Genomic DNA, 24669 nt, shown 5'->3' on the forward strand with positions numbered 1-24669 from the left:
TATGAACCACCGTCACATCATCGCCATCCTGCGTGGCCTCAAGAACGACGAAGCTGTTGCCGTATGCACCGCGCTCGTGGATGCTGGCATTACCCTGATTGAAGTTCCGCTCAATTCGCCCAACGCACTCGAAAGCATTCGCCTTGCGGCAGAGGCGCTGTCAGACCGTGCGGACATTGGCGCAGGCACGGTGCTTTCCGTTGAAGACGTCCGTAACGTCAAAGCTGCCGGTGGCGTTTTCATCGTCTCGCCAGACACCAATCCGGACGTGATCAAGGAAACCGTAGCCCAGGGCATGGCCTCTTATCCCGGCGTCTTCTCGCCCACCGATGCGTTCACCGCCATTCGCAATGGCGCGACAGGTCTAAAATTCTTCCCGGCAGAAGTTCTGGGGTCCAAAGGCATCAAGGCTGTAAAGGCCGTTCTCCCACCTGCCGTTCCAACCTATGCTGTCGGCGGCGCCAACCCGGATAACTTCCACGAGTTCTTCGCTGTCGGTTGCACTGGCTTTGGCCTTGGCACCTACATCTTTAAGCCCGGCATGAGTGTCGCCGAGGTTTCGGAACGCGCCAAACTAGCCGTGGCCTCCTATGACAAAGGAGCTAAGGCGTGAGCGATACCGCACAGTTACTGTTAAATAGCCAATGCGCCCTTGGTGAAGGGCCATTCTGGCACCCACACCGCGAAAAACTCTTCTGGTTTGATATCAATAATCAAACCCTCTTTGCCGTCGACGAAAATGGCAAGGATCAGGAAAGCTGGGCATTTGACGAGATCGTCACCGCCGCTGCAATCATCTCGGCGGATGAACTCGCCTTGGCGACGGAGACAGGGCTTAAGCGTTTCAATCTCGTCACCGCTGAGATCAGCCTCATCGTCGCTATTGAAGCCGATAATCCGGCCAACCGCTCCAATGACTGTCGCCTCCATCCATCAGGCGGCTATTGGATCGGCACCATGGTCAAGGATGAAGGCCCAGCCGAAGGCGCGCTCTATCACTTCCGTAAGGGCAAGCTAACGCAAATCCGTTCTGGGGCCACCATTCCCAATGCTGCCTGCTTCACCGCCAACGGCAACCGCGCCTACTGGACCGACACGCCAACTCAGAAAATCCTCACCGTCGCAACAGACCCGGCAACAGGCCTGCCTGTCGGCGAATGGGAAGTTTTCACTGACGTCTCGAACGACCGCGGCTATCCCGATGGCGCTGTTGTCGATAGCGAAGGTTATATCTGGAACGCGCGCTGGGGCGGCAACTGCGTCATCCGTTATGCCCCAGACGGCACAATAGACCGCATTATTGAAGTGCCCGTCAGTCAGGTCACCTGCCCCGCATTTGGCGGCAAGGACTTGAAGCGCCTCTTCATCACGACCGCCAATAAGACGTTGTCGGAAGACCAACTGGCCGCAGAAAAAGTTGCCGGTGGCCTCTTCTACATCGACCTCGACGTGGCGGGACTACCGGAACCAACTATAGAGCTCTGAGGACGAAATGTACCCTGCATTGGGCGTTTGCTACTATCCCGAACATTGGCCAGAAGATTGGTGGGACGCAGACGCCCGCCGCATGGCCGAAGTCGGGATCAAAATCGTGCGGATCGGCGAATTCGCCTGGTCACGCCTTGAGCCTACGCCCGGCAATTTACAGTTCGATTGGCTTATTCGGTCGATGGACGTACTGCACAAACATGGCCTTAAGGTCATTGTCGGCACACCCACGGCGACCCCGCCGCGCTGGATGGCGGACAAACACCCAGATATGTTCGCAGTGGATGCGCAGGGACGGCGGCGTGGCTTCGGCTCCCGCCGCCATTACGATTTCTCTCACCTTGGCTATCGTGAAGAGGCTGCACGGATCACAAGGATCGTCGCCGAACGCGTTGGCGAGCACCCTGCCCTCATTGGCTGGCAGACCGACAATGAATATGGCTGCCACGGCACGACCTATTCTTATTCGCCCGCTGCCGAAGCTGGTTTCCGCCTCTGGCTTGAAAAGAAATACGGCACGATCGACGCGCTAAATCAGGCCTGGGGCAATGTCTTCTGGTCGATGGAATACAATCGCTTCGATCAGATCGAGCTGCCCAATCTTTTGGTCTGCGAAGCCACACCGAGCCATGAGCTGGATTTCCGCCGCTATGCCTCCGATCAGGTCGCGGCTTTCAATGCTGTCCAATACGATATCCTCAAGGCCCAGCGTCCCGACCTGCCGGTCATCCATAACTTCATGAGCCGATATGCCGAGTTCGACCACTATGACGTGGCCGAAACACTCGATATCGCCTCTTGGGATAGCTACCCCATTGGTCACCTTGCGATGTCCGATGAAAGCGCGGAAACCAAGCGCCAGTACCTGCGCCAAGGCGATCCGGACAATGCCGCCTTCCACCATGATCTCTACCGCACGGTCGGGCATGGCCGCTGGTGGATCATGGAGCAGCAACCCGGCCCGGTGAACTGGGCTTTTGCTAATCCCGACCCCTTGCCCGGCATGGCACGTCTTTGGGCGTGGGAAGCCTTTGCACACGGCGCAGAAGTGGTTTCTTACTTCCGTTGGCGGCAGGCCCCCATGGCCCAAGAGCAGATGCACGCGGGCCTGCTCCGTCCCGATAGCGAACCAGCCCCGGCCTATCACGAGGCGACACAGGTCGCCCAAGAGTTACGCGACATCGGCTTAGATGGCGTCGCCAATAAGGGGCGCGTCGCATTGGTCTATGATTACCAGAGCGAATGGGCTTGGGAGATCATGCCGCAAGCGCAAGGCTTTAAGCACGGCAATCACGTGCGCGAACTCTATTCGGCTTTCCGCAAACACGGCCTCGACGTTGATGTCCTTTCTCCCAAAACCACGAGTTTTGAGGGTTATGACATCGTCGCTCTGCCAGCCCTGTTCGCTTGGACCGACGCGCTACGCACCGCTGTCGAAAGCTTTGAGGGGCATCTCCTCATCGGGCCACGCACGGGCTCCAAGGATCAGAACTACATCACACCCAAGCGTCTCGGGCCCGACTTGCCGCAAAACCTTCTCGACGTGAAAGTTGCGCGGGTCGACAGCCTGCCGCGTGGCGTCTCGGTTACCGTTCGCGGTGGCGGCGAAACACAGCTGTGGCGGGAGAAAACCGAAGGCGGTGCCGAGGTCATTGTCGAGGACGTTGAAGGCGTTCCGGTTCTCCTCTCGCAGGGCAAGATCTTCTACCAGACCGCAAGCGGCGACCGCGCTTTGGTCCAGCGCATTGCCGATTACCTGATCGCCGAGGCCGATGTGCCGGTGCTGAATATTCCTGCGGGCGTGCGCTGCCGAACCCGTGGAAAGTTCCGCATCTACGTCAACTACGGCACCACGACCCAAACACTTATCCCCGCACCAGATGAGAGCGGTTATGCTTTGGGCGGACCAGAAATCGAAAGCGCTGGTGTTACCGTTGCAAGGCTCTCCACGGGCGGTTGAGATTTGTGAGCGCAGGCCGAAGATCAAAACGGCCTGCCTCATCATTCCAAACCAAACTGTGTACGCCACCTCGGGCTAACTGATCCGCGTCGATGATCTGGCCTGCGCTAGTGCAGAATACGGGCGCTCTAAGGCGGGTTATGACGAGATCATGCCGCCCGCAGTCTTCGGCAAAGGCGGCGGCGTTCTTTATCGTCGCGACGCTATAGCCATTCTGATCGGAAACGCACGCAAGGTCGTCGCATCGTGTGGTGCTGTGCTGCGTGCCGATTTCAGTCTGAAAATGCTGCTCCCAGACTTCCACGGCGAAACTCCCAGTGCGTCCCGTAACGAGCCCATATCCGTCACCATCCCGGATTGCGACCGCCTGAGTGGTATCGGCGATAAGAATATCCGGCCGTGGTACCAAGCCATAAAAGAGGACCAGCGGCACGAGGACACTAGGGCCTAAAAATCGCCATCGCGTTTGCAAAAAAGCAAACCATGCCAATGTGATAACAATAGCGACCAAGGTCCATTCTGCAAGCAATGGGTTACCAGTAAACCCTTCACTCCAGCCAGCGACCAGTTCTGCCACATCGACCATCCGGTCGATGCCCCAGCCCATAATTTGAAAAGGCGCAGCATCAAGGCCGAGCGGAATGGCCAAGGCCGACACCACGCCAAACGGCATAATGATCAGGCTAACAAACGGCAAAGCCAAAACATTGCCCACCACGCCCAATGGAGCTGTTTGCTGAAAATGATAGGCCGAGAAAAGCATCGTCGCGGCCCCGGCGATGAAGCTCGTCCAAGCGGTCGCCGAGACAAGGCTCACTACCCGGCTGAACCGCCCACTGGACTTGGGGATTTTGCCAAGCGGCATTTCATAAACGCCGATCAGCGCAACGACTGCCGCGAATGACAGCTGAAAGCTCGGGCGGAAAATGCTCGCTGGATCAATGACTAAAATGGCAAGAGCGGCAATCGCAACGTTACGCATCGTCAAGGCCTGTCGCCCCGCCAACACCGCCCCAAAGACCAGCGCCAGCATCAATGTGGAGCGAAATGCCGGGACATTTTCGATGCCACCCGCGAGCGCCAGATAAGCAAAGGCTGACATCAAGCCGACAACCGCCGCAATCTTTTTTACCGGCAAGCCGACCGCGAGGGGAATAGACGCAAGAAGCAGGCGCACAAGGAAATAGATCCCTCCCGCGACGATGGAGAGATGTAGGCCCGAAATCGAATAGATATGGGCAAGCCCCGATGCAGCCATAACCTCACGAGTTTCATCATCAATATCGCTCTGGTCTCCAACGACCATGGCCTTGCCAATCGCTGCGGTTGCGTCATCAAGGTGCATGTCTATCCGATCCGCAATGGCCGTGCGCAGCGCCAGTACGCGCCGATCCAGCGCGAGACCGTCGCCGCTCCGTACCAGCTGAAACTGGCTCGTTACATTTCCATATGCACCTACGCCGTTGAAATACGAATGGAATTGACCATCGAATGCCCCCGGCAACACAGGGCCCGGAATAGGCGCAAAGCGCATTGCAGCGCGAATGATGTCGCCGGGCTCCACCTGCACATCCACCGGCAAGATCAAGCGCGCCCGGCGGATTGGCACAGCCCGCGCCTCTGCATCCGGTGTGATGGCTGAAATGATGACCCGCGCCCGCCCGCCGTCACTACCGAGCACCTCATCAACGCGCGCCTCATAGGTCCCGTAGAAAGGCGTGCGCAGCATATCTGTACCAAAGAGGGCTCCATGCAGCGGCAGGAGGCAAAACCCGGTCCACAGGGCTGATAGCTGCACCATAAGCCGGATACCCTCAATGGGCGCGCGCCAGCTTGCCCAGACGAGGCCCAGAGCGCAAACAACCGTTCCCGTCGCCAGAACTAGCCAATGCGGTTCTCCCAACAGCAGGGCATAGGCAATCATCCCCGCGATAAGCGAAAATGGCAGCAGCACGAAACCGCGCCTTTGCTCAAAGGCTGAGCCAAATTCGGTGACAAGCCTCTGATACGCAGTCGCCAAAGGGTGAGCGATCATTTGGCGCAGGAAAACCTGACCGAAAACACCGGAAAGTCCGGCATTTATCGGCCTAAACCGAGACCAAATCGGTACTCGTTCGCTCCCCACGCGCGCCCTCGCCCTTGCGCTGCCCCAAGGCTATGGTACACACGCCGCACACTTCCTCAAAATTCCTTGGAACCATGTCTCAGGTCGTAACCCGTTTCGCCCCATCCCCCACCGGTTACCTGCACATTGGTGGTGCTCGTACCGCCCTGTTTAGCTGGGCTTTCGCAAAGCACTCCGGCGGCAAGATGCTGCTGCGTATCGAGGACACCGACCGCGAGCGTTCCACCGAAGCTGCAGTTGTTGCGCTCATCGATGGCCTGACTTGGCTCGGCCTCGACTGGGAAGGCGAACCGATCAGCCAGTTTGAACGCGCACCGCGCCACGCGGAAGTCGCACACGAGCTGGTCAAGATGGGCCACGCTTACTATTGCTACTGCTCGCCAGAAGAACTCGACAAGATGCGCGAAGACGCGCGCGCTGCTGGCAAGCCCCCGCGCTACAATGGCTATTGGCGCGACCGCGATGTGAGCGAAGCGCCAGAAGGCGTAAAGCCAGTCGTGCGCATCAAGGCTCCCCTGTCTGGCGAAATCGTCGTCAAGGACCATGTCCAGGGCGATGTCGTCTTCAAGACCGAAAACCTCGACGACTTCATCATCCTGCGCTCGGACGGCACCCCGACCTATATGCATGCTGTGGTTGTCGACGACCATGACATGGGCGTCACCCACATTATCCGTGGCGACGACCACCTCACCAATGCTGCCCGCCAGATCATCATTTACAACGCCATGGGTTGGACTGTGCCGGAAATGGCGCATATTCCGCTGATCCACGGTCCTGACGGCGCTAAGCTCTCCAAGCGTCACGGCGCACTCGGCGCTGAACAATACCGCCAGATGGGCTATCTGCCGGAAGCCATGCGCAACTATCTCTCCCGCCTGGGCTGGAGCCACGGCGACGAGGAAATCTTCTCGACCGAACAAATGGTTGAGTGGTTTAGCCTCGAAGCTCTCAACAAGGGCGCGGCACGGTTTGACTTCGATAAGCTGGCGAACATCAACGGCATCTACATCCGCGCTGCTGAGCCTGCGTATCTCTACGACGTCATGGTCGCGACCGCGCTTGAAACTGGCCGTACCGAAGACCACGCCGGTCTGGTTGCAAACCACAATTCGGTGCTCGCCGCGCTTCCAGAACTTCAGCCACGTGCGAAAACTGTCCTCGAGCTCATCGACCTGGCGCAGTTCATTTACGCGACCCGCCCGATCACGCCTGACTCGGCCGCTGCAGCATTGCTGACCCCTGAAAATCGCGAGATGCTCAAAAGCGTTGCTGATACGTTAGGGGGCCTTGCCGATTGGTCAGTGCCAGAGATCGATGCGGTCATGCGCAAACTGGCCGAAGAGAAGGGTCTCAAGCTCGGCAAGCTTGCTCAGCCACTGCGTGCTGCACTCACTGGACGCACCGTTTCTCCGGGGATTTTCGAGGTAATGGTGCTGATCGGCCGCGAAGAAAGCATGGCTCGACTCGGCGACGTGACCGTCAACTAAAACCTTTAAATATCGGCGCGGTTCACCCGCGCCGATACCGCACCAGCGCATACCTATCGGTTGCCTCTCAGGCCTAGAACCTGATACCTCTACCCTCGAAAACGGCGCGGTCAGGCGCCGGTGCCGGCACGATGCACCAGCTTTGCTTTTGTGCCTGCGATGAATCGAGGAGTGCTCTATGACCGACAAAGTCGCCAAACTCGTCATCGGAGATGAAACCCATGAGTTCCCGATCCTGAGCGGGTCGGTCGGACCAGATGTGGTTGATATCCGTTCACTCTATGCCAAGACCGGTCTGTTCACATACGACCCCGGTTTCACCTCGACAGCCGCCTGCGATAGCGCCATCACCTATATTGATGGTGACAAAGGCGAGCTTCTCTATCGCGGTTACCCAATCGAACAACTGGCCGAGCACTCCAGCTTTCTCGAAGTTTCCTACCTCCTCCTCTACGGCGAACTGCCAACTGCAGCTCAGCTGAAGGACTTCGACGAGGTCGTCACCCGCCACACAATGGTGCATGAGCAGATGCACTATTTCTATCGCGGCTTCCGTCGCGACGCGCATCCTATGGCCATCATGACTGGTGTCGTGGGCGCTATGGCGGCGTTCTACCACGACTCCACCGACATCAATGACCCACAGCAGCGCGAGATCGCCTCGATCCGTATGATCGCCAAGATCCCTACGCTCGCAGCTATGGCGTATAAATATTCGGTCGGTCAGCCCTTCGTCTATCCACGTAACGACTTGGATTATGCAGCGAACTTCCTGCACATGTGCTTCTCGGTTCCTGCCGAACAGTACAAGGTAGATCCGAAAATCGCCCGTGCGATGGACCTGATCTTTACCCTGCACGCAGACCACGAACAGAACGCATCGACCTCGACCGTGCGCCTGTCCGGCTCGTCTGACGCGAACCCATTCGCCTGTATCGCTGCCGGTGTTGCTTGCCTCTGGGGACCTGCTCACGGCGGCGCCAACGAAGCATGCCTCAACATGCTGCGGGAAATCGGCACTGTTGATCGCATTCCCGAGTTCATCGCTCGTGCGAAAGACAAGAACGATCCATTCCGCCTGATGGGCTTTGGTCACCGCGTCTACAAGAACTTCGACCCTCGTGCGAAGGTCATGCAGCAGACCGCCAAGGAAGTTCTGGCTATCCTCGGCGTTGAGAACAATCCAACCCTGCAGGTCGCCCAGGAACTCGAGCGCATTGCGCTGGAAGACCAGTACTTCATCGATCGCAAGCTTTATCCGAACGTCGACTTCTATTCGGGCGTGATCCTGGATGCGATCGGCTTCCCGACCTCGATGTTCACCGTTCTGTTCGCGGTGGCGCGTACCGTTGGCTGGATCAGCCAGTGGAAGGAAATGATCGGCGATCCTCAGAAGAAGATCGGCCGCCCGCGCCAGCTGTATCAAGGCGCGACCGCACGCGATTACGCTCCGATCGAAACCCGCTAATCGTAGGTCAGATCATCATAAAATTAGGCCCCGCATTGCGGGGCCTTTTTCATTCCGGATTATAGTAGCGAAGGATGCGCTCAACGGGATCAACCCGTGGCTCGCCCTCTTCTCCATGTTCCATAAGAGTGCGAATACGCGCAAAGCCATGCAACTGCGCTTGGCTGCTTGCCGGTTCGTCGAGAAGCTGAGTGATTTGCGCGACGAGTGCCGCGGGGTCCGCTTCGAGCTGCAGAACCTCGGGCACCAGCGGCTGATCGAGGATCGCGTTGGGGAGCGAGGCGTACTTCACCTTATACTTCACCCAGCGCTTAGCCTGCCCCTTATCGGCAACATAGGTCGTGACCATGGGCACACCAGAAAGCGCCAGCTCAAGCGTGACGGTACCAGTCACCGCGACAGCCGCCACGGCGCTGTCCAGAGCGGCAGCGCGACGTTCATCACCTGTAATGACCTCAACGGCAACCGGCCACTGGCTGGTTTCACGCTCTACGCGCGCTTTAAGACGGCTCGGTGTCGGAAGCACAAAACCAGTGACACGAGGATGATCAGCCAGTCGCTTTGCCACTTCGGCCATCAGTGGCAGATGGCGACGCAACTCGCCCTCACGGCTGCCTGGCAAGAGCATCAGCGGTCCGCTCTTGGGCACTTCTGAGCGCTGTTTGAATACGCTTGTCGCCGGGTGGCCGATATAGTTCGTGTCCGGCCCGCCAGCCGCGCGCATAAACGCTGGCTCAAAGGGCAAAACAGATAGTATCTCGCGAAACTTTGGACTCAACGACTTGGCCCGCTCAGGCTTCCAAGCCCAAACGGCGGGAGCGACACAAAGCACCACTGGAATTTCGGGAGCCAGCCTGTGAACCTGCTTGGCAACAATGGCGTTAAAGACCTGAGAGTCGACCAATACCGCAACATCGGGCCGAGCCTTAACAATGGCCCGCGCGACCTGCCGCGACCGCCAAAGCAATTTGGGCAGGCGTGGTAACACGTCAGCCCAGCCCATGACCGACAGCTCATTCATATCAAAAAATGATTTGAGACCTAGGGCAGAGAGTGCTTCACCCCCTACCCCGGCAAATTCAAGCGGCACACGCGCCTGCAATCGTGACACGAGATCTGCAGCAATGCGGTCGCCAGATGGCTCGCCCGCAAGGATAAAGAGACGAAGCGGGCTCGTCATGTTCTCTACTCTTACTCTTCGTCTAGATCACGCGGCTGAATGAGGGGGCGATCTTCAGCGGTAATGAAGTTCACCACGTCTTGCACCAGCGGCTTGTCTTTAAACATCTCAGCGGCGTCTTCAACGCGCTCGCGAAGCGTCCCCTCTTGCGAGAAGATCATGCGATAGGCAGCACGCAATGAATGAATTGCATCACGATCAAAGCCGCGACGCTTCAAACCAACGAGGTTCAACCCACCCAGTCGCGCACGATTGCCGACAGCCAAGCCATAAGGAATGACGTCAGCATCAATCATGCTCTGCGCGCCGATGAAGGCATGATGCCCAATACGCACGAACTGGCGCACCGCACATATGCCGCCAAAGCCGACGTGATCGCCGACAATCGAATGGCCGGCCAGACCAACGTAATTGGCCAGCACCACATTATTGCCAACCTGGCAATCGTGAGCCACATGCGAACAGGCCATCAGCAAACAGTCATTGCCAATCCGCGTATATAGACCGCCACCTTCCGTTCCCGGGTTGATGGTGACGGACTCACGGATGGTGTTGCGCTCACCGATCTCGAGATAGGACTCTTCGCCGTGGAACTTCAAATCCTGAGGTTGATGCCCAATCGAAGCGAAGGGGAAGATCTTTGTACCGGCACCGATTGTGGTGCGGCCGTCGATGGAGACATGGGACACCAGTTCCACATTGTCGCCCAGTTTGACGTTAGGTCCGACAATGCAATACGGCCCAATACGGACGCCCGCACCGAGCTGAGCGTTTTTATCAACGATTGCTGTCGGATGGATAGTCAAACTGCTCACTCGTCGGCACCAACAATCATGGCAGTGATTTCCGCTTCCGCAATCACCACACCATTGACCTTGGCTTGCGCGCCATAGCGCCCGACGTTGCGACGACGCTGGATCTTAGCGATATGAAACTCAATCGTGTCGCCCGGACCTGCTGGCTTGCGGAACTTGGCCTTATCAACGCCAAGCATCAGAACGACGTTTTTCTTGCCGCCATTGGAATCGTGCTTAATCACGATAGCACCGGCCGTCTGGGCCATGCCTTCGATGATGAGCACACCAGGAAAAATCGGATTACCGGGGAAGTGGCCGGTAAAAATAGGCTCGTTGTAGGTGACGTTCTTCACACCAACAGCACTCTCGTCACCGTCAATTTCGATGATCTTGTCGATCATCAAGAACGGGTAACGGTGTGGGAGGGCTTCCAGAATTTCACCAATGCTCATCGCATCGAGTTCGGTCACGGCGGTAGTTTCAGTCATCCCCGCTTCTCACCCTTTGTTAGTTTGCGCATGATGGCGAGTTCTCGCCAGAAATCTCTAATATCCTGAGCCGGAGCACCAGCAAGCTTAGAATCCGCTGGCCAATCCTTGGTCACCGCAGCGCGACCATGAACCACGGAGCGAGTACCAATTCTCAGGTGCCCTGAGGTCCCGACCCCACCACCAAGAAGCACGCTGTCTTCAACGATAGTAGACCCAGATAGCCCGGACATCGCCGCAATCAGACAATTGCGACCAATTTTGCAGTTGTGACCGATCTGCACGAGGTTGTCGACCTTTGTGCCTTCGCCGATCACGGTATCCCCAAGCGCGCCACGATCAATTGTCGAATTCGCGCCAATTTCAACACGATCTTGAATAATCGCGCGACCGAGCTGCGGGATCTTCCTGTTCGTCCGGCCGTGATCCAGCCAGCCAAAGCCTTCCGTGCCAATCCGCACACCGGGGTGCAGCACAACGCCATTGCCCAAATGGGCGCATTCCAAAGTTACATTGGCACCAATAACGCAATTGCGCCCGATGGTGACCCCTGCCCCAATGACGGCATTGGCGCCGATAACCGTCCCGCGACCGATTTCAACGCCCTGCCCAACAGCGACATTAGCGCCGAGATAGACATCAGCCTCAATCAGCGGCTCTGCGAGATCGTCACGCAGACCCGCAATGATCGACCGTGTGTTGGATGGGTAAAGCGCATCCAGAATGTCTGCAAAAACGTTATGGGTACCCGTGGTCGCAACGACAATCGCTCCCTTAGGAGCGTCATCAACCAGATTTGGGGAAACCAACACAATGCCAGCAGACGACTGGCGTAACTCACTCGCGTAGCTCGGATGAGCCGCAAATGCGATCTCGCCTGGCCCTGCAAGTTCTAGTTCTGAAACGCCCGCTACAAGGTAGTCCGGCCGGCTAAGGTCTGGAACAAGATCCTCACGACCGATGCTAGTAAGCAGCGCGCCCAACTGGACAGGCCCGGCAAAACGGTGGAAACGCGTATCAACCATACTGTCACTCAAAATAAACGAGCCGCGGGCGACCGCGCCGCGGCTCGAAAATATCTGTCACGTTGCTCTGATTAGAGCAAGCTGGAGATCGTAAACTGGAACACCTGAGTACGATCGTCTGTGGCCTTGTTCAACACGTGAGCAACGTCACCACGGAGCGGGCCGAATGGTGAATCCCAGATCAGGGACGCGCCAACCGAAGCCTTCCAAGGTTCATCAACGCTGCCCGCAGCAAGTGCGCCGCCGCCGAGACCTGGAAGATGTTCGCTACCGACATATGCCGCGTCAGCAAACACTGCACCGCTCAGACCGTAGCTCTCTGGCAGACCAGGGATTGGGAACTGAACTTCAGCCGAAATACCAGCATAGTAGGTCATGCCGAGGTATTCGCCATTGTCGAGGCGCGGACCGACACCACGCCCCTGGAAACCACGAACCAGCTGCGAACCAGCCGAGAAGGCCTCAACCGCTGGAACGGCACCACCGTCCATGGAATTGATGATACCAGCCTGAGCGCGCACACTACCGACCACACCAGCATCTGGAATCAGAGGCATGAAGTAGCGACCGCGTGCCTCGGTCTTGAGCAGGTTATGATCCCAGCCAATGTACTGCTGTGTGAAGGTTGCAAGCAGACCTTCACTTGGCTTCTTCTGATCGTTCAGAGAATTCCAAGTCAGCGAGTAGCCAACAAATGCCTTATTGAAGACCTGACCATCATCCACGAGAGCCGAGTACGGATCCTTCGCGTCAGCGATAACCTTATGCTCGCCACCGACGAAAACCGAGCTCGATAGTGCGCTGGTGATCGGGATGCCAAAGCGCAGCTGACCGCCAGTTGCCTGAGTACCGTAGAAGCTATTCGAGTTTTCGTCGCTAATGCGGTGATACGCATCAATACCAGCCGAAACCCGGGTACCCATGAAACGCGGCTCGGTGAAGGAGAAGTCGAACGTACGGCCCGACTCCGATGCACCGATTGCAGCACGAAGGTACTGACCACGACCAAGGAAGTTGCGCTCGGTCAGCGACAGCTCACCAAGGATACCATCCGAAGTGGAGTAACCTGCGGTTGCGCCATATTCACCAGTCGGACCTTCTTCAACATTAATGTTGAGGATGATCTTATCGGCAGAGGAACCCTGCGCGGTCGAGATATCGACCTTAGTGAAATAGCCAAGATTTTCGAGATTCTGACGACCGCGAACGACCATCGAGCGATTGAACGCATCGCCTTCTGCGAAGTCAAATTCACGGCGAATAACAAAGTCACGCGACTTCACGTTGCCACTGATGTTGATGCGCTCAACATAAATGCGCGCACCCTCATCAACCAGGTAAGTTACGTTAAACGTGCCGGTCGCAACGTCACGATCAAGGCGAGCACGAACGTCAGCAAAGGAATAACCCTGCGCCGTCGCTTCATACGCCATCGCCTCGATGGACTTCTGCAGCGCATCAGCCGAATAGGTCGAACCCTTGCCTGTACGAACCGTACCGCGCAGCGCGTCAGTATTCAGACCACTGATGCTGGTTTCGATACCAACATTACCAATCTTGTAACGCTGACCTTCATTAACAGTGACGTTGATGAAGTACGCATTGCGCGCAGCGTCAAATTCAACAACCGAGTTCACCTGAGCATCTGGGTAACCACGGTTTGCGTAGTAGAGACGAAGGCGTTCACGATCCACGGCAAGCTTACGCTCATCGTAGGAGTCATCACGAACCAACCAGCTCAGCAGACCAGTTTCCTTGGTCAGCATGGCACCCTTAAGGTTGCCAGAACCAATCGCGTTATTACCGGTGAAATTAATCCCAGCAATGCCAGAGCGATTGCCTTCATTAATCTGGAAGATAACACGAACGCGACTATCAGCAGTCGCTTCAGTGCGCGCCGTCACGGTAACACCGCGATAGCCCTGCGCATCATACGCACGACGGATACTCTCAACGTCGGCAGCAAGACGTGCTTGCGAGAAAATACCAGAACTCGACAGGTCAACCATGTCGACCAGCTTGCTATCCTGAATTGCACGATTGCCTTCAAAGAGAACCGAGGCAACCAGCTGTTCCTGAGCGTAGGCAGCGACAGCGCCGACAACAGGAACACCAGCAGCGAGGGACGAAGCCCCGAGTATGGCGATCGCGGAAACCGCGCCACGCATCAGCTTGGTGGGGTAGATCATATTGTTTTTGCCTTCTGCGACCGCCCGGGGAATCGCCATGCACAGCGCCTCCCCAAGCAAACTCCATTGAAGTGTTTTACTGTTTTTTGAATTTGGAACAACCCCGTACCTCGCAGAACGCAAGTTATTCGTCTCAACCCTTGTATTCACGCAACACACTGCCAGTTAAGGTTAACCCGCAGTTAGCGCAGAATTCCGAAATATGCGAAAAGTGTATCATTAAAGAGCGTAAAGACCATAAGGCCGACAACCAAAGCAAATCCAAAGCGATAGCCGATCTCCTGCACCCTCATACTCAGAGGTTTACCCCTGACCGCCTCAACGGCGTAATAGAGCAAGTGCCCCCCATCAAGCATGGGAACTGGCAGGAGATTGAATATGCCAATGTTGAGGGACAGCAGCGCCATCAGATTGATCAGCGCGACGACTCCCAAGGTCGCTACTTCCCCGGAAACCTTCGCAACTTTGACAGGACCGCCAAGCTGCTCCACGTCTCCGCGGCCAACAAAGAAGTCACCCAGGAACGCCGCAGTGCGCTGAATAATAAAGCGGATTTCCTCAAAGGTCATGCCGATGGCTTCGACTGGACCCGGCTTGTACAGCGCAACTTCCTCTTGAGTAACGTCACGCGTTACCCCGATCCGGCCGATACGCTGATTGTTGCCGAAACGATCTTCAACCGAAACAGCCTCTGGTGTTAGTGCAATAGCACGTTCGCCACCGTTCCGCTCCAAGACAACACTGACTTCGCGCTCAGGGCTGGTCGCGATGAATCGCTGGAAGTCGTCAAACCCGCGAACTTTGTAACCGTCCACAGAGATGATCATATCGCCCGGCTCAAAACCTGCTTCAGCCGCGACAGAGGCTGGCAACACGTCGCCGATCGTGGGCGGAATAATGTAGCGCCCATAGCTCATGAGCAGCACATAGAGGATGACGAATGTCAGGATGATGTTTGCGACGGGACCAGCGAGAACGATGGAGATCCGCTGCCAAACATTCTTATTCATGAACAAGCGCGGCGCCAGAGCCGGGTCAATATTCTTCATGACCTCAGGATCAGGCGCGCTGGCCTCATTCATGTCACCAAGGAAGCGAACATAACCACCGAGAGGGATCGCTGAAATCTTCCAACGAGTGCCGTGCTTATCATTCCAACCGATAATCTCAGGACCAAAACCGACAGAAAATGCCTGGATAGCCACGCCATTCCAACGTGCGACAAGATAATGCCCCATCTCGTGGATGAAGACGATCGCAGCGATGATCCAAATGGCATTGAGCCATAAAAAGGCGTCGAACATGGTATTCCTTATAGTGGCACTGGCAAACTACCAGTGCAGCAGGCCTTCAGCGACGGAGCCAAAGCCCTGATGGGCGGCACCGATAATCACCACCAAAAACAAGCCGAATGTGAGGCTATCAAGGCGATCCATCAGTCCACCGTGGCCAGGAATGATGTCGCCCGTGTCTTTAATGCGGAACCAGCGCTTTATGCTGCTTTCGGTGAGGTCACCCACCTGCCCCAGTACACTGATGGATGCAGCGATAATCAAACCAATCCACCACGGCGACGGCGTAAGCACCATCCAGACCGCGAGGCCCGCAATCGTCCCTAAAGCCAAGCCGCCCAGAGCCCCTGACCAAGTTTTAGACGGCGAAATGGCTGGTGCCAATTTCTCGCCGCCGATCTGGCGACCTGTAAAAAACGCCGCTGAGTCCGTCATCCATACGCAGGTGCCCAAAAACACACCAGCAACGATACCCAGATCGCCGGCACCGCGCATTAACAGCGCCGAGATGGTGAGCGCACTGAACAGCACAATGCCGACTATACGCCACAAGATCTCCCCACGCCCCATGGTCAACGCCACACCGCAGGCAATCGCCACAGCAGCGAGAGACCAGACAAAGCCGAAGAATGGAAACACCACCCCCGACAGAGCGACAAGCGCCACAATGGCAATGCCCCTAGGGGTGATCGGCTGGCGAGAAACCATGGTCTCCCACTCGCGATAGCAACCAGCGAAGACCGCGCTGACCACCAGCGCAAACCAGAGTCCACCCAAATAGAGAGACACAACGGTCAAGGCGATGAGGACCAACGCTGAAACTAGGCGCGGTCCCACATCTGCCCAAGAGCGACGAACAGGCGTGTTTTGGCTCGACGCGGGGCCTTTTGATTTACTCAACTGGCCACAGCTCCAATACCGCCAAAGCGTCGATCTCGCTTGGTATAAATCTCTAGTACTCGGGTAAAACTCTGCTCGTCGAAATCAGGCCAATGTTCGTCCACAAAAACGAACTCAGCATATGCCGACTGCCACAGCAGAAAGTTTGAAAGACGTTGCTCGCCGCTTGTGCGAATGATGACGTCAGGATCCGGAATACCCGCAGTGTAGAGAGCATTGGAGACGTGTTGCTCTGTGATGTCCTCGGGCTTCAACCGGCCGGCAGCGACTTCTGCCGCGAGATGACGTGTCGCCTCAACCAATTCAGCTTTACTGCCATAGTTGAAAGCTACGACAAGTGTCAGCCCGGTATTGGCAGACGTTTTTGCCTCAACATCTTCGATCAAGCGAACCATCGACGCGTCCAGCTGATGGCGCGACCCAATGATCCGGACACGGACGTTGTTCCGGATAAGCTTCTGCAAATCCGACGCAACAAAGCGGCGTAGAAGATTGAATATAAAGGACACTTCTTCGGGAGGGCGCGTCCAGTTCTCCGATGAGAAACTGAAAACGGTGAGGTAATCCACGCCGTGCGTAATGCAGAGCTCGACGCAGTTACGCAGGGACTTCACGCCTTCGACGTGTCCTTCCGTTCGCATCTTTCCGCGCTGCTTAGCCCAGCGTCCGTTGCCGTCCATAATAACGCCAATATGGGCCGGAATTTTCCATCCCGACCCTGAAACAGCGTTGATCTTTGCGGCGGGTTCCCCAGCCATAAGCCCCTCCAGGCTCGGAACCTACAAGCCTTAAACCTGTAGAATTTCCTGTTCTTTTGCTGCTACGACCGTATCGATTTCTGCAACAGCATCGTCAGTGGCCTTCTGAACAAGTTCAGACTGCTTCTTCGAGTCATCTTGGCTCATGTCGCCGTCTTTTTCAGCCTTTTTAAGGGCATCCATACCGTCACGTCGAATATGACGCACAGCAACGCGCGCAGCTTCTGCATAGTTGTGAGCGACCTTAGCGAGTTCCTTACGGCGCTGTTCGTTCAGCTCCGGAAGAGGAACGCGGATCACCTGACCTTCACCCATTGGGTTCAGACCGAGACCGCTATCGCGAATGGCCTTTTCAACGGCGTTAGCCATTGAACGGTCCCACACCTGCACCGAAAGCATACGCGGCTCAGGGACAGTCACGGTCGCCACCTGGGTGAGCGGCATGCGCGAGCCATAGGCTTCAACAACAACTGGCTCCAAGAGGCTGGCGCTTGCGCGACCCGTACGAAGACCGCTCAATTCGTCCTTGAGCGACGCGATCGACTTCTGCATGCGCGTCTTGAGATCGCTGAGGTTATAGGCAGATGCCATGGTCGGTTATCCTTCCAGTCCTATTCTCGAGTGCGCAAATCATAGCGCACATCGACAGATTCTGCTGCTGGCTTATGCAGACTTACCAACGATCGTGGAACGGCCCTTGCCTTCCAAGATGCCGGTAAGACCTGCGGCGTCATCCAGCGCATATACGATGATCGGCATGGCGTTGTCACGCGCAAGAGCGAATGCAGACGTGTCCATTACCTTAAGATTCTGAGCAATCACCTCTTCAAAGCTGATTGCGTCGTAACGCGTCGCTGTAGGGTCCTTCATCGGATCAGCGGAATACACGCCATCGACCTTGGTCCCCTTGAGAACAACATCGCATTCCAGCTCGATCGCGCGAAGCGTCGAGGCCGTATCCGTTGTGAAGAAGGGATTGCCCGTCCCGCCACCCAGCACCACGACAAAACCCTCCTCGAGGGCCTGCTTGGCATCACGGGCGGTGTATGTATCTGCAACCGATGGCATGGTCGCCGCGCTGAATGGCTTAGCCTTGAGGCCCTGACGCGAGATCGCGTTAGACAGTGCCAGAGCGTTGATCATGGTCCCCAACATGCCCATAGCATCGGCAGTGACACGATCAGTGCCATCAGCTGCACCAGACATTCCGCGGAAAATGTTACCGCCACCAACTACGATGGCGACCTGAACACCATCGCGCGCAACCTGCGCGATCTGCTCAGCAACACCATGGAGAAACTTTGGCTCTATGCCGAATGAGTTATCACCCGCTAGCGCCTCGCCCGAAACCTTGAGCAGTATGCGCTTGTAAGCAGAAGACATCGGCGAACCCTTTTTCAAAATTGTAAAACCGGTGTCTGCGAAACACCAGACAGACCCTATGGCAAATCGCCCTCAAAAAGGAAGGCAAAGTTTGCGCAAGGTATTTAACGAGACAATAGACTGGCTCAATCCGACGCTTAGCCGCAGCCGGAGAGCAGCGGGCGGGCCCGAAGGTCCACCCGCCGTAACTATGGCTTACTTTACGCCTGCAGTTGCAGCGACTTCAGCAGCAAAGTCAGTTTCAACCTTTTCAATGCCTTCGCCGAGAGCGAAACGCACGAACTTGGTCAGCTTGATCGGGGCGCCAGCGTCCTTCTCAGCATTCTTGATTGCGTCTGCAACCTTGGTTTCGCCGTCGATGACGAAAGTCTGGCTCAGCAGCGTGACTTCTTCGAAGTACTTACGCATACGGCCTTCGACCATCTTTTCAGCGATCTCAGCGGACTTGCCCGATTCCTTGACCTGTTCAAGAATGATCGCGCGCTCACGAGCGACAACTTCCTGATCCAGTTCTTCCGGAGCAATTGCCTGTGGCTGGGCTGCTGCGATGTGCATCGCAAGCTGCTTGCCGAGTGCAGACAGGACTGCCTTGTCACCGGTCGATTCGAGAGCAACCAGAATACCGATCTTGCCAATGCCTGGCTTGACCGCATTGTGGATGTAGCTTTCGACCACGCCATCCGAGACCGAAACGGTCTGGGTGCGGCGCAGGTTCATGTTTTCACCGATCTTAGCGATCGCTTCGGTCAGTTCAGCAGAAACCGAGTGGCCAGCGCCTGGGAATGGCATTTCGCCGAGCTTAGCAACGTCGCCATCGGCGTCGAGTGCAAGCTTAGCAATTGCAGTCACGATGTTCTGGAACTGATCGTTGCGAGCAACGAAGTCGGTTTCAGAGTTCACTTCAACGACAGCAGCCTTCGCGCCAGCAGTCGCAACACCGACGAGACCTTCCGCAGCAACGCGGTCAGCCTTCTTTGCAGCCTTCGCGAGGCCACGGGTGCGCAGCCAATCGATTGCAGCTTCCATGTCGCCGTTGGTTTCAGCGAGTGCCTTCTTGCAGTCCATCATCCCGACGCCAGTCGAGTCGCGGAGCTGCTTGACCATTGCAGCAGTGATTTCCATGGGGTTCACCTCTTGGCGGCCCCTCGCGGAACCGCAATGTGTATCTGGAAGACCCTAAAGGGTCAGCGTGCCTCCCGAAGGAGGCACGCCTTGTGACGATTAGTTAGCAGCTTATTCCGACAGGTCTTCTGCCGGAGCTTCGCTCGAAGCGCCCAGGTCTGCACCCAGTGCGCTGGACGAACGGGCGATGCCGTCGAGAGCTGCACGGGAGATCAGCGAAACATAAAGTTCCAGAGCGCGGCTTGCGTCGTCGTTACCCGGAATAGCGTAATCAACGATATCCGGATCGCAGTTGGTGTCGACGATTGCGACAACCGGAATGCCCAGACGACGAGCTTCCTTAATCGCGTTCTCTTCCTTGTTCGTGTCGATCACGAACAGGAGGTTCGGCAGGTTGCCCATGTCCTTGATGCCGCCCAGGTCGCGCTCAAGACGCTCCTGTTCACGGGACATCATCAGACGTTCCTTCTTGGTGCGGAGCGCCTTGTCAGCGTCAGACATCGATTCCAGTTCGCGCAGGCGCGAGATGGAGTTCGAGATCGTCTGCCAGTTGGTCAGAGTACCACCGAGCCAACGCGAGTTGACGAAGTACTGAGCCGACTGCTTTGCAGCGTCTGCAACGAGCGGAGCTGCCTGGCGCTTGGTACCAACGAACAGAACGCGACCGCCATCAGCAACGGTGTCAGACACCAGCTGAAGAGCGCGCTGCAGAGCCGGAACGGTCTGCGACAGGTCGAGAATGTGAATGTCGTTACGTACGCCAAAGATGAAGCGTTCCATCTTCGGGTTCCAGCGATGCTTCTGGTGACCGAAGTGCACGCCAGCTTCGAGCAGCTGACGCATGGAGAATTCTGGGAGTGCCATTGGGCTATCCTTTTACCGGTTGATTCCTCCACAAGACAATTGCGACCGTCTGTTAGGACTGTCACCGGTTGGCTTCCCCCGAAAGAAAAGCCCTGCCTTGTGTGTGTGATCACGCTCGACCTTGGGCCGAACGCGTGCGCCATATAGGCTAGAAGCTGTATTTTGGCAAGCGTCTCACGTCTTGCTTACGACGTGCCGAGACAAGTTTATCTCAATTTCACCCGACTGATTAGGGGAACAGAACATCAGCCGTGGCATTGTTCAAACATAGACCCGTGCGAGATCACGGGGACAAGGGTGAAAACCCCTAAGTGGGGGAGGAGGGGCTATCGGCTCACCTCCCCCGCGTTGTTTTATGCGAAGCGCACATCCGTAATACCAGGCAGAGACTTGATCCCGCCGGCCACTTCAGCCGTCACTTGGTATTTCCCAGGCAGTTCGATCTCGTACTCACGCGCTCCACCATCCCTGATGACAACGAAATTCACAGCGCCGTTCCCGCCCCGCTTCAACTGTGCGGCTGTCGGCCCAAGGGCCTCGCGATCTTCAACAAAGATGGTCAACTGGCGCTCGATACGCTCCGCCATGCCTTCGATAGGCTGCGCAGACACGAGACGAAGACTGACGTTGCCATCGCGCTCATCAGCTCCAACCTGCAGGACCACGGACCTTCCGGGCTGCAAAAGCTCACCGAAGTCCTTGATCTGTTCTGAGAATGCAATGCATTCAAAGGTCCCCGTCTGGTCGGACAGCGACAAAATCATCATCGGCGTACCTTTTTTGGTCCGCCGATCCTGTCGAGACGCCACTGTACCTGCCAAGCGCCCGGCCCCTGCGCCATCTTTTACCGCGCGCTCAAAATCCGCCCACTTCTGTACCCGGAGCTTTTCGAACATGTCTGTGTAGGCATCGAGCGGGTGTGCTGAAAGGTGGAAACCGATGGCAGCACGCTCTTTGTCGGCACGCTCTGTTGAGTTCCAAATTGGAACATTGGTCGGCAGGCGGAACTGCTGATCTTCGGCGCTGTCGAACATCGAAACCTGGCCGCTGTTACGATCGGCATTGAGAGCCTGTGCCGTACCAATGATGGTTTCGACTGCTGCAAAGGCGATCTCGCGGCTTGGCGATATGCCATCAAAGGCACCCGCGCTCACCAGAGTTTCCAACGTGCGCTTATTCAACGCTTTCGGATCTATTCTGCGAGCAAAATCACCTAAGTCTTTGAAAGTCTTATCACCACGAACTTCAACAATATGCTCTGCCATGGCACGACCAACACCCTTCACGGCCGAAAGGCCGTAATGGATGCGATCATTCTTCACCGAAAACAGCACCTCAGATTGGTTCACGCACGGAGAAACGACCTCAATCTTTTTCTTGCCTGCCTCACGGCGGAAGTCAGAAAGCTTATCGGTCTGCGCCATATCGAGGGTCATGGACGCCGCGTAGAACTCGTGCGGAAAGTGTTCTTTCAAATAGGCTGTCTGGTAGGAAACCCAAGCGTAAGCGGCCGCGTGGCTCTTGTTAAAACCATAGTTCGCAAACTTGGCCAGAAGATCGAAGATTTCATCGGCAAGCTTTGCGCTTACGCCTTGCGGACCAGAACCATCCCGGAAGCGGATACGCTGGTTATCCATTTCCGCTTTGATCTTCTTACCCATCGCGCGGCGCAGCATGTCTGCTTCACCCAGAGAGTAGCCGGACAGAAGCTGGGCGATCTGCATCACCTGCTCCTGATAGACGATAATCCCATAGGTTTCGTCGAGCACTTCACTCAATGCCGGATGGGGATACTTCACCTCTTCCTTGCCGTGCTTACGATCAATGAAGCTCGGGATATTATCCATCGGACCCGGACGATAGAGCGCGTTCATAGCGATCAAGTCCTCAATACGGTCGGGCTTGAGGTCCATCAACGCGCGACGCATGCCGGGACTTTCAAACTGGAAAATGCCGTAGGTGTCGCCACGAGAGTAGAGATTGTAGGTTGCAGCGTCATCGATCGGTATCGTGTCGATATCGATGTTAATGCCGCGATTTTTGACCATGTTGACGGCGTAACGGATGGTCGTCAGCGTTTTGAGGCCGAGGAAGTCGAACTTAACTAGGCCCGCGGGCTCCACCCACTTCAAATTATACTGGGTGACCGGCATGACCGAGCGCGGGTCTCGGTAGAGCGGGAGCAACTCTTGGAGTGGACGGTCACCAATCACGATACCGGCCGCGTGGGTCGATGCGTGACGGAACAGGCCCTCGAGTGACTGCGCAATCTCAACCAGTTGGGCGACGGTCTCATCCTCGTCGACCATCTGCTTAAACTGCGGGATTTCCTTGAGCGTGCGCTCCACAGACCAAGGGTCAGCAGGGTTCGCCGGTACGAGCTTACAGATACGGTCAACTTGCCCATAAGGCATCTGCAATACGCGTCCGACGTCGCGCAACACAGCGCGAGCCTGCAGCGTACCGAAGGTAATGATCTGCGCCACCTGTTCGGCGCCGTATTTGTCTTGAACGTAGTGGATCACCTCTTCACGGCGATCCTGACAGAAGTCGATATCAAAGTCGGGCATCGACACGCGTTCCGGATTCAGGAAGCGCTCGAACAACAAATTGTAACGCAGGGGATCAAGGTCGGTAATCGTCAGCGCGAACGCGACGAGTGAGCCAGCACCCGAACCACGCCCAGGACCCACCGGGATGTCCTGCGCTTTGGACCACTGAATAAAGTCGGCCACAATCAGGAAATAGCCCGGAAATTTCATGCGCTCAATAATGGTGAGCTCAAAATCCAGTCGGTCGCGATACTCCTGCTCGGTTTTGCCTGGAGCAATCCCCGTCGTCTGGAGGCGCATGTTAAGGCCCGCTTCGGCCATCTCACGAAGAACAGCACCTTCGGCTGCCACAACCTCATCTTCAGTTTGGTGCGATCCGGCAGCAAATTTGGGCAGAATGGGCCCACGTGTGCGCGGGCGATAGGCCATGCGCTGGGCGATCTCAATCGTGCTATCGAGTGCCTCGGGGAGATCCGAGAACAGCTCGATCATCTCCGCACGGGTCTTGAAATAATATTGGTCGTTCAGCTTGCGCCGCTCGGTTTGCGCGATAACGGAACTACCAGCGATTGCCAACAGAGCGTCGTGCGCCTCGTATTCTTTGGCAGATTTGAAGAAAGGCTCATTCGTCGCGACGAGCGGTATGCCCTTGCGATAGGCGTAATCGATTAGCTTCGGCTCAACGATCGCTTCGCTGGTGCGGCCGTGGCGCTGAACTTCGATGTAGAAACGATCGCCAAACAGATCGGCCAAGCGATCGAGGCGGCGCGTTGCATTAGCGTCCTGGCCCATGGCGAATGGCATATCAATGGCGCCCTCTGGGCCACCAGAGAGACAGATCAGGCCAGCAAGACTGTCGGAGTTAAGCCAATCGAGCTGGGCGCGTGCCAGACCAATTTCGCCGTCCATTTCCATATAGGCTTTAGACACAAGTCGAGAGAGATTGGCGAACCCCTCCTCTGATTGCGCCATCAGCACAACGCTGGATTTTCCAGACCACGCCACATGTCCGCGCTCACTAATGCGCTCTTCCGCAGCGGCAAAGTCGATTTGCATTTCCATGCCGATCAGCGGCTGGATGCCCTTCTTCGTTGCCTTTTCGGAGAACTCCAAGGCACCGAAAAGATTGCTTGTGTCTGCCAACCCCAAGGCGGGTTGCTCGTCTTCGACTGCCATCTTGAGAATATTCTCAAGCTGGATCGCGCCTTCGAGCAGAGAGAAGGCAGAGTGTACGTGAAGGTGAATAAAGCCAGGGCCGCGCATGAGGTTCTCCTGAGTCTGACCTTCAGTCAGTCAGCCTCTTTGGTCAAACCACGGTTTACCGACTTCCACAACCGATCACGCGAAATGGGTGAGAATGTCGACCCAAGTCAGGGACGCGACGGTGAAAGCGCCAAGGGTGACAAAGGCAGCGAGGTCTTTAACGAAATCGAGCATTTTTGAACTCCGTGTTTCACTGTTTGTTCTTATATGTTCCATTTATGTTCTCGCCTAGATGGGAACACTGGTGAAACCGGGAACACCGCGAAACTGGTTAGGAAATCGTTAGGAACCGCGTACAGCCGTTAAGATTCGGCGACACGGATTT

Annotated in this window: 19 protein-coding genes; 5 read left to right on the forward strand and 14 right to left on the reverse strand. The window is 56.4% G+C overall.

Annotated elements, in window-relative coordinates:
• The first annotated feature begins 1 nt into the window (after window position 1).
• The 3 genes from JHC09_RS00900 to JHC09_RS00910 are packed head-to-tail and all read left to right on the forward strand — an operon-like array spanning window position 2 to window position 3448.
• The gene (locus JHC09_RS00900; protein WP_199530452.1) at window positions 2–613 is read left to right on the forward strand and encodes a 2-dehydro-3-deoxy-6-phosphogalactonate aldolase; all 612 of its coding nucleotides are present in this window, start codon (window positions 2–4) and stop codon (window positions 611–613) included.
• On the forward strand, window positions 610–1485 hold the full coding sequence (locus JHC09_RS00905; protein WP_199530453.1) for an SMP-30/gluconolactonase/LRE family protein: 876 nt from the start codon (window positions 610–612) through the stop codon (window positions 1483–1485). Before JHC09_RS00900 ends, JHC09_RS00905 begins: the two co-directional genes overlap by 4 nt.
• Window positions 1486–1492: 7 nt before the next feature.
• Window positions 1493–3448 (forward strand): beta-galactosidase, encoded by a 1956-nt coding sequence (locus JHC09_RS00910; RefSeq protein ID WP_199530454.1) that lies wholly within the window; start codon window positions 1493–1495, stop codon window positions 3446–3448.
• On the opposite strand, the gene JHC09_RS00915 is transcribed toward JHC09_RS00910, so the two are convergent.
• Window positions 3417–5402, reverse strand: a complete 1986-nt coding sequence (locus JHC09_RS00915) for a ComEC/Rec2 family competence protein (protein ID WP_199530455.1) — start codon at window positions 5400–5402, stop codon at window positions 3417–3419. The genes JHC09_RS00910 and JHC09_RS00915 overlap by 32 nt on opposite strands.
• A 245-nt stretch (window positions 5403–5647) precedes the next feature.
• Here JHC09_RS00915 and gltX point away from each other — a divergent pair, with 245 nt between their 5' ends.
• Together gltX and gltA are read left to right on the forward strand one after the other, a co-directional pair.
• Window positions 5648–7063, forward strand: coding sequence for a glutamate--tRNA ligase (gene gltX, locus JHC09_RS00920; RefSeq protein WP_199530456.1), 1416 nt, complete (start codon window positions 5648–5650; stop codon window positions 7061–7063).
• 178 nt (window positions 7064–7241) lie between these two features.
• Window positions 7242–8531, forward strand: a complete 1290-nt coding sequence (gene gltA, locus JHC09_RS00925) for a citrate synthase (protein ID WP_169193948.1) — start codon at window positions 7242–7244, stop codon at window positions 8529–8531.
• Window positions 8532–8580: 49 nt separating this feature from the next.
• On the opposite strand, the gene JHC09_RS00930 is transcribed toward gltA, so the two are convergent.
• From JHC09_RS00930 to dnaE, 13 genes are all read right to left on the reverse strand, one after another.
• Complete coding sequence (locus tag JHC09_RS00930; RefSeq protein ID WP_199530457.1) at window positions 8581–9711, reverse strand: lipid-A-disaccharide synthase; 1131 nt, start codon at window positions 9709–9711, stop codon at window positions 8581–8583.
• An 11-nt stretch (window positions 9712–9722) separates the two neighbouring features.
• Window positions 9723–10526, reverse strand: a complete 804-nt coding sequence (gene lpxA / locus JHC09_RS00935) for an acyl-ACP--UDP-N-acetylglucosamine O-acyltransferase (protein ID WP_169193950.1) — start codon at window positions 10524–10526, stop codon at window positions 9723–9725.
• Window positions 10523–10996 carry a 3-hydroxyacyl-ACP dehydratase FabZ gene (gene fabZ, locus JHC09_RS00940; RefSeq protein ID WP_169193951.1) on the reverse strand — a complete coding sequence of 158 codons (474 nt, stop codon included), beginning with the start codon at window positions 10994–10996 and terminating at the stop codon, window positions 10523–10525. The genes lpxA and fabZ overlap by 4 nt, the downstream gene beginning before the upstream one ends.
• Complete coding sequence (gene lpxD, locus JHC09_RS00945) at window positions 10993–12021, reverse strand: UDP-3-O-(3-hydroxymyristoyl)glucosamine N-acyltransferase (RefSeq protein ID WP_199530458.1); 1029 nt, start codon at window positions 12019–12021, stop codon at window positions 10993–10995. The genes fabZ and lpxD overlap by 4 nt, the downstream gene beginning before the upstream one ends.
• 71 nt (window positions 12022–12092) lie before the next feature.
• On the reverse strand, window positions 12093–14249 hold the full coding sequence (gene bamA, locus JHC09_RS00950; protein ID WP_199530459.1) for an outer membrane protein assembly factor BamA: 2157 nt from the start codon (window positions 14247–14249) through the stop codon (window positions 12093–12095).
• 143 nt (window positions 14250–14392) lie between these two features.
• Window positions 14393–15514 carry an RIP metalloprotease RseP gene (rseP, locus tag JHC09_RS00955; RefSeq protein WP_199530460.1) on the reverse strand — a complete coding sequence of 374 codons (1122 nt, stop codon included), beginning with the start codon at window positions 15512–15514 and terminating at the stop codon, window positions 14393–14395.
• A gap of 27 nt (window positions 15515–15541) precedes the next feature.
• The gene (locus tag JHC09_RS00960) at window positions 15542–16402 is read right to left on the reverse strand and encodes a phosphatidate cytidylyltransferase (RefSeq protein WP_199530461.1); all 861 of its coding nucleotides are present in this window, start codon (window positions 16400–16402) and stop codon (window positions 15542–15544) included.
• A complete protein-coding gene (locus tag JHC09_RS00965) occupies window positions 16399–17160 on the reverse strand; it encodes an isoprenyl transferase (protein ID WP_169193956.1) in 762 nt (253 codons plus the stop codon). The genes JHC09_RS00960 and JHC09_RS00965 overlap by 4 nt, the downstream gene beginning before the upstream one ends.
• Before the next feature lie 30 nt (window positions 17161–17190).
• Window positions 17191–17751: a ribosome recycling factor gene (frr, locus tag JHC09_RS00970; protein WP_169193957.1), complete on the reverse strand. Its 561-nt coding sequence runs from the start codon at window positions 17749–17751 to the stop codon at window positions 17191–17193.
• Between the two features lie 72 nt (window positions 17752–17823).
• Entirely contained in the window at window positions 17824–18543 is a 720-nt protein-coding gene (gene pyrH, locus JHC09_RS00975) for a UMP kinase (protein ID WP_169193958.1), read from the reverse strand.
• Between the two features lie 195 nt (window positions 18544–18738).
• A complete protein-coding gene (gene tsf / locus JHC09_RS00980) occupies window positions 18739–19665 on the reverse strand; it encodes a translation elongation factor Ts (RefSeq protein WP_169193959.1) in 927 nt (308 codons plus the stop codon).
• A 111-nt stretch (window positions 19666–19776) separates the two neighbouring features.
• Window positions 19777–20529: a 30S ribosomal protein S2 gene (gene rpsB / locus JHC09_RS00985; RefSeq protein ID WP_169193960.1), complete on the reverse strand. Its 753-nt coding sequence runs from the start codon at window positions 20527–20529 to the stop codon at window positions 19777–19779.
• Between the two features lie 353 nt (window positions 20530–20882).
• Window positions 20883–24344 carry a DNA polymerase III subunit alpha gene (dnaE, locus tag JHC09_RS00990; protein WP_199530462.1) on the reverse strand — a complete coding sequence of 1154 codons (3462 nt, stop codon included), beginning with the start codon at window positions 24342–24344 and terminating at the stop codon, window positions 20883–20885.
• Window positions 24345–24669 lie beyond the last annotated feature (325 nt).

The organism is Devosia sp. MC532 (genome assembly GCF_016461625.1).
Taxonomy (GTDB): Bacteria; Pseudomonadota; Alphaproteobacteria; order Rhizobiales; family Devosiaceae; genus Devosia.

Coding starts and splice junctions, on each gene's coding strand:
- JHC09_RS00910 (WP_199530454.1), top strand. CDS start 1,493: ATGTACCCTGCATTGGGCGTTTGCTACTATCCCGAACATTGGCCAGAA.
- bamA (WP_199530459.1), bottom strand. CDS start 14,249: ATGGCGATTCCCCGGGCGGTCGCAGAAGGCAAAAACAATATGATCTAC.
- dnaE (WP_199530462.1), bottom strand. CDS start 24,344: ATGCGCGGCCCTGGCTTTATTCACCTTCACGTACACTCTGCCTTCTCT.
- tsf (WP_169193959.1), bottom strand. CDS start 19,665: ATGGAAATCACTGCTGCAATGGTCAAGCAGCTCCGCGACTCGACTGGC.
- JHC09_RS00900 (WP_199530452.1), top strand. CDS start 2: ATGAACCACCGTCACATCATCGCCATCCTGCGTGGCCTCAAGAACGAC.
- pyrH (WP_169193958.1), bottom strand. CDS start 18,543: ATGTCTTCTGCTTACAAGCGCATACTGCTCAAGGTTTCGGGCGAGGCG.
- frr (WP_169193957.1), bottom strand. CDS start 17,751: ATGGCATCTGCCTATAACCTCAGCGATCTCAAGACGCGCATGCAGAAG.
- rseP (WP_199530460.1), bottom strand. CDS start 15,514: ATGTTCGACGCCTTTTTATGGCTCAATGCCATTTGGATCATCGCTGCG.
- lpxD (WP_199530458.1), bottom strand. CDS start 12,021: ATGGTTGATACGCGTTTCCACCGTTTTGCCGGGCCTGTCCAGTTGGGC.
- JHC09_RS00930 (WP_199530457.1), bottom strand. CDS start 9,711: ATGACGAGCCCGCTTCGTCTCTTTATCCTTGCGGGCGAGCCATCTGGC.
- rpsB (WP_169193960.1), bottom strand. CDS start 20,529: ATGGCACTCCCAGAATTCTCCATGCGTCAGCTGCTCGAAGCTGGCGTG.
- gltX (WP_199530456.1), top strand. CDS start 5,648: ATGTCTCAGGTCGTAACCCGTTTCGCCCCATCCCCCACCGGTTACCTG.
- gltA (WP_169193948.1), top strand. CDS start 7,242: ATGACCGACAAAGTCGCCAAACTCGTCATCGGAGATGAAACCCATGAG.
- fabZ (WP_169193951.1), bottom strand. CDS start 10,996: ATGACTGAAACTACCGCCGTGACCGAACTCGATGCGATGAGCATTGGT.
- JHC09_RS00965 (WP_169193956.1), bottom strand. CDS start 17,160: ATGGCTGGGGAACCCGCCGCAAAGATCAACGCTGTTTCAGGGTCGGGA.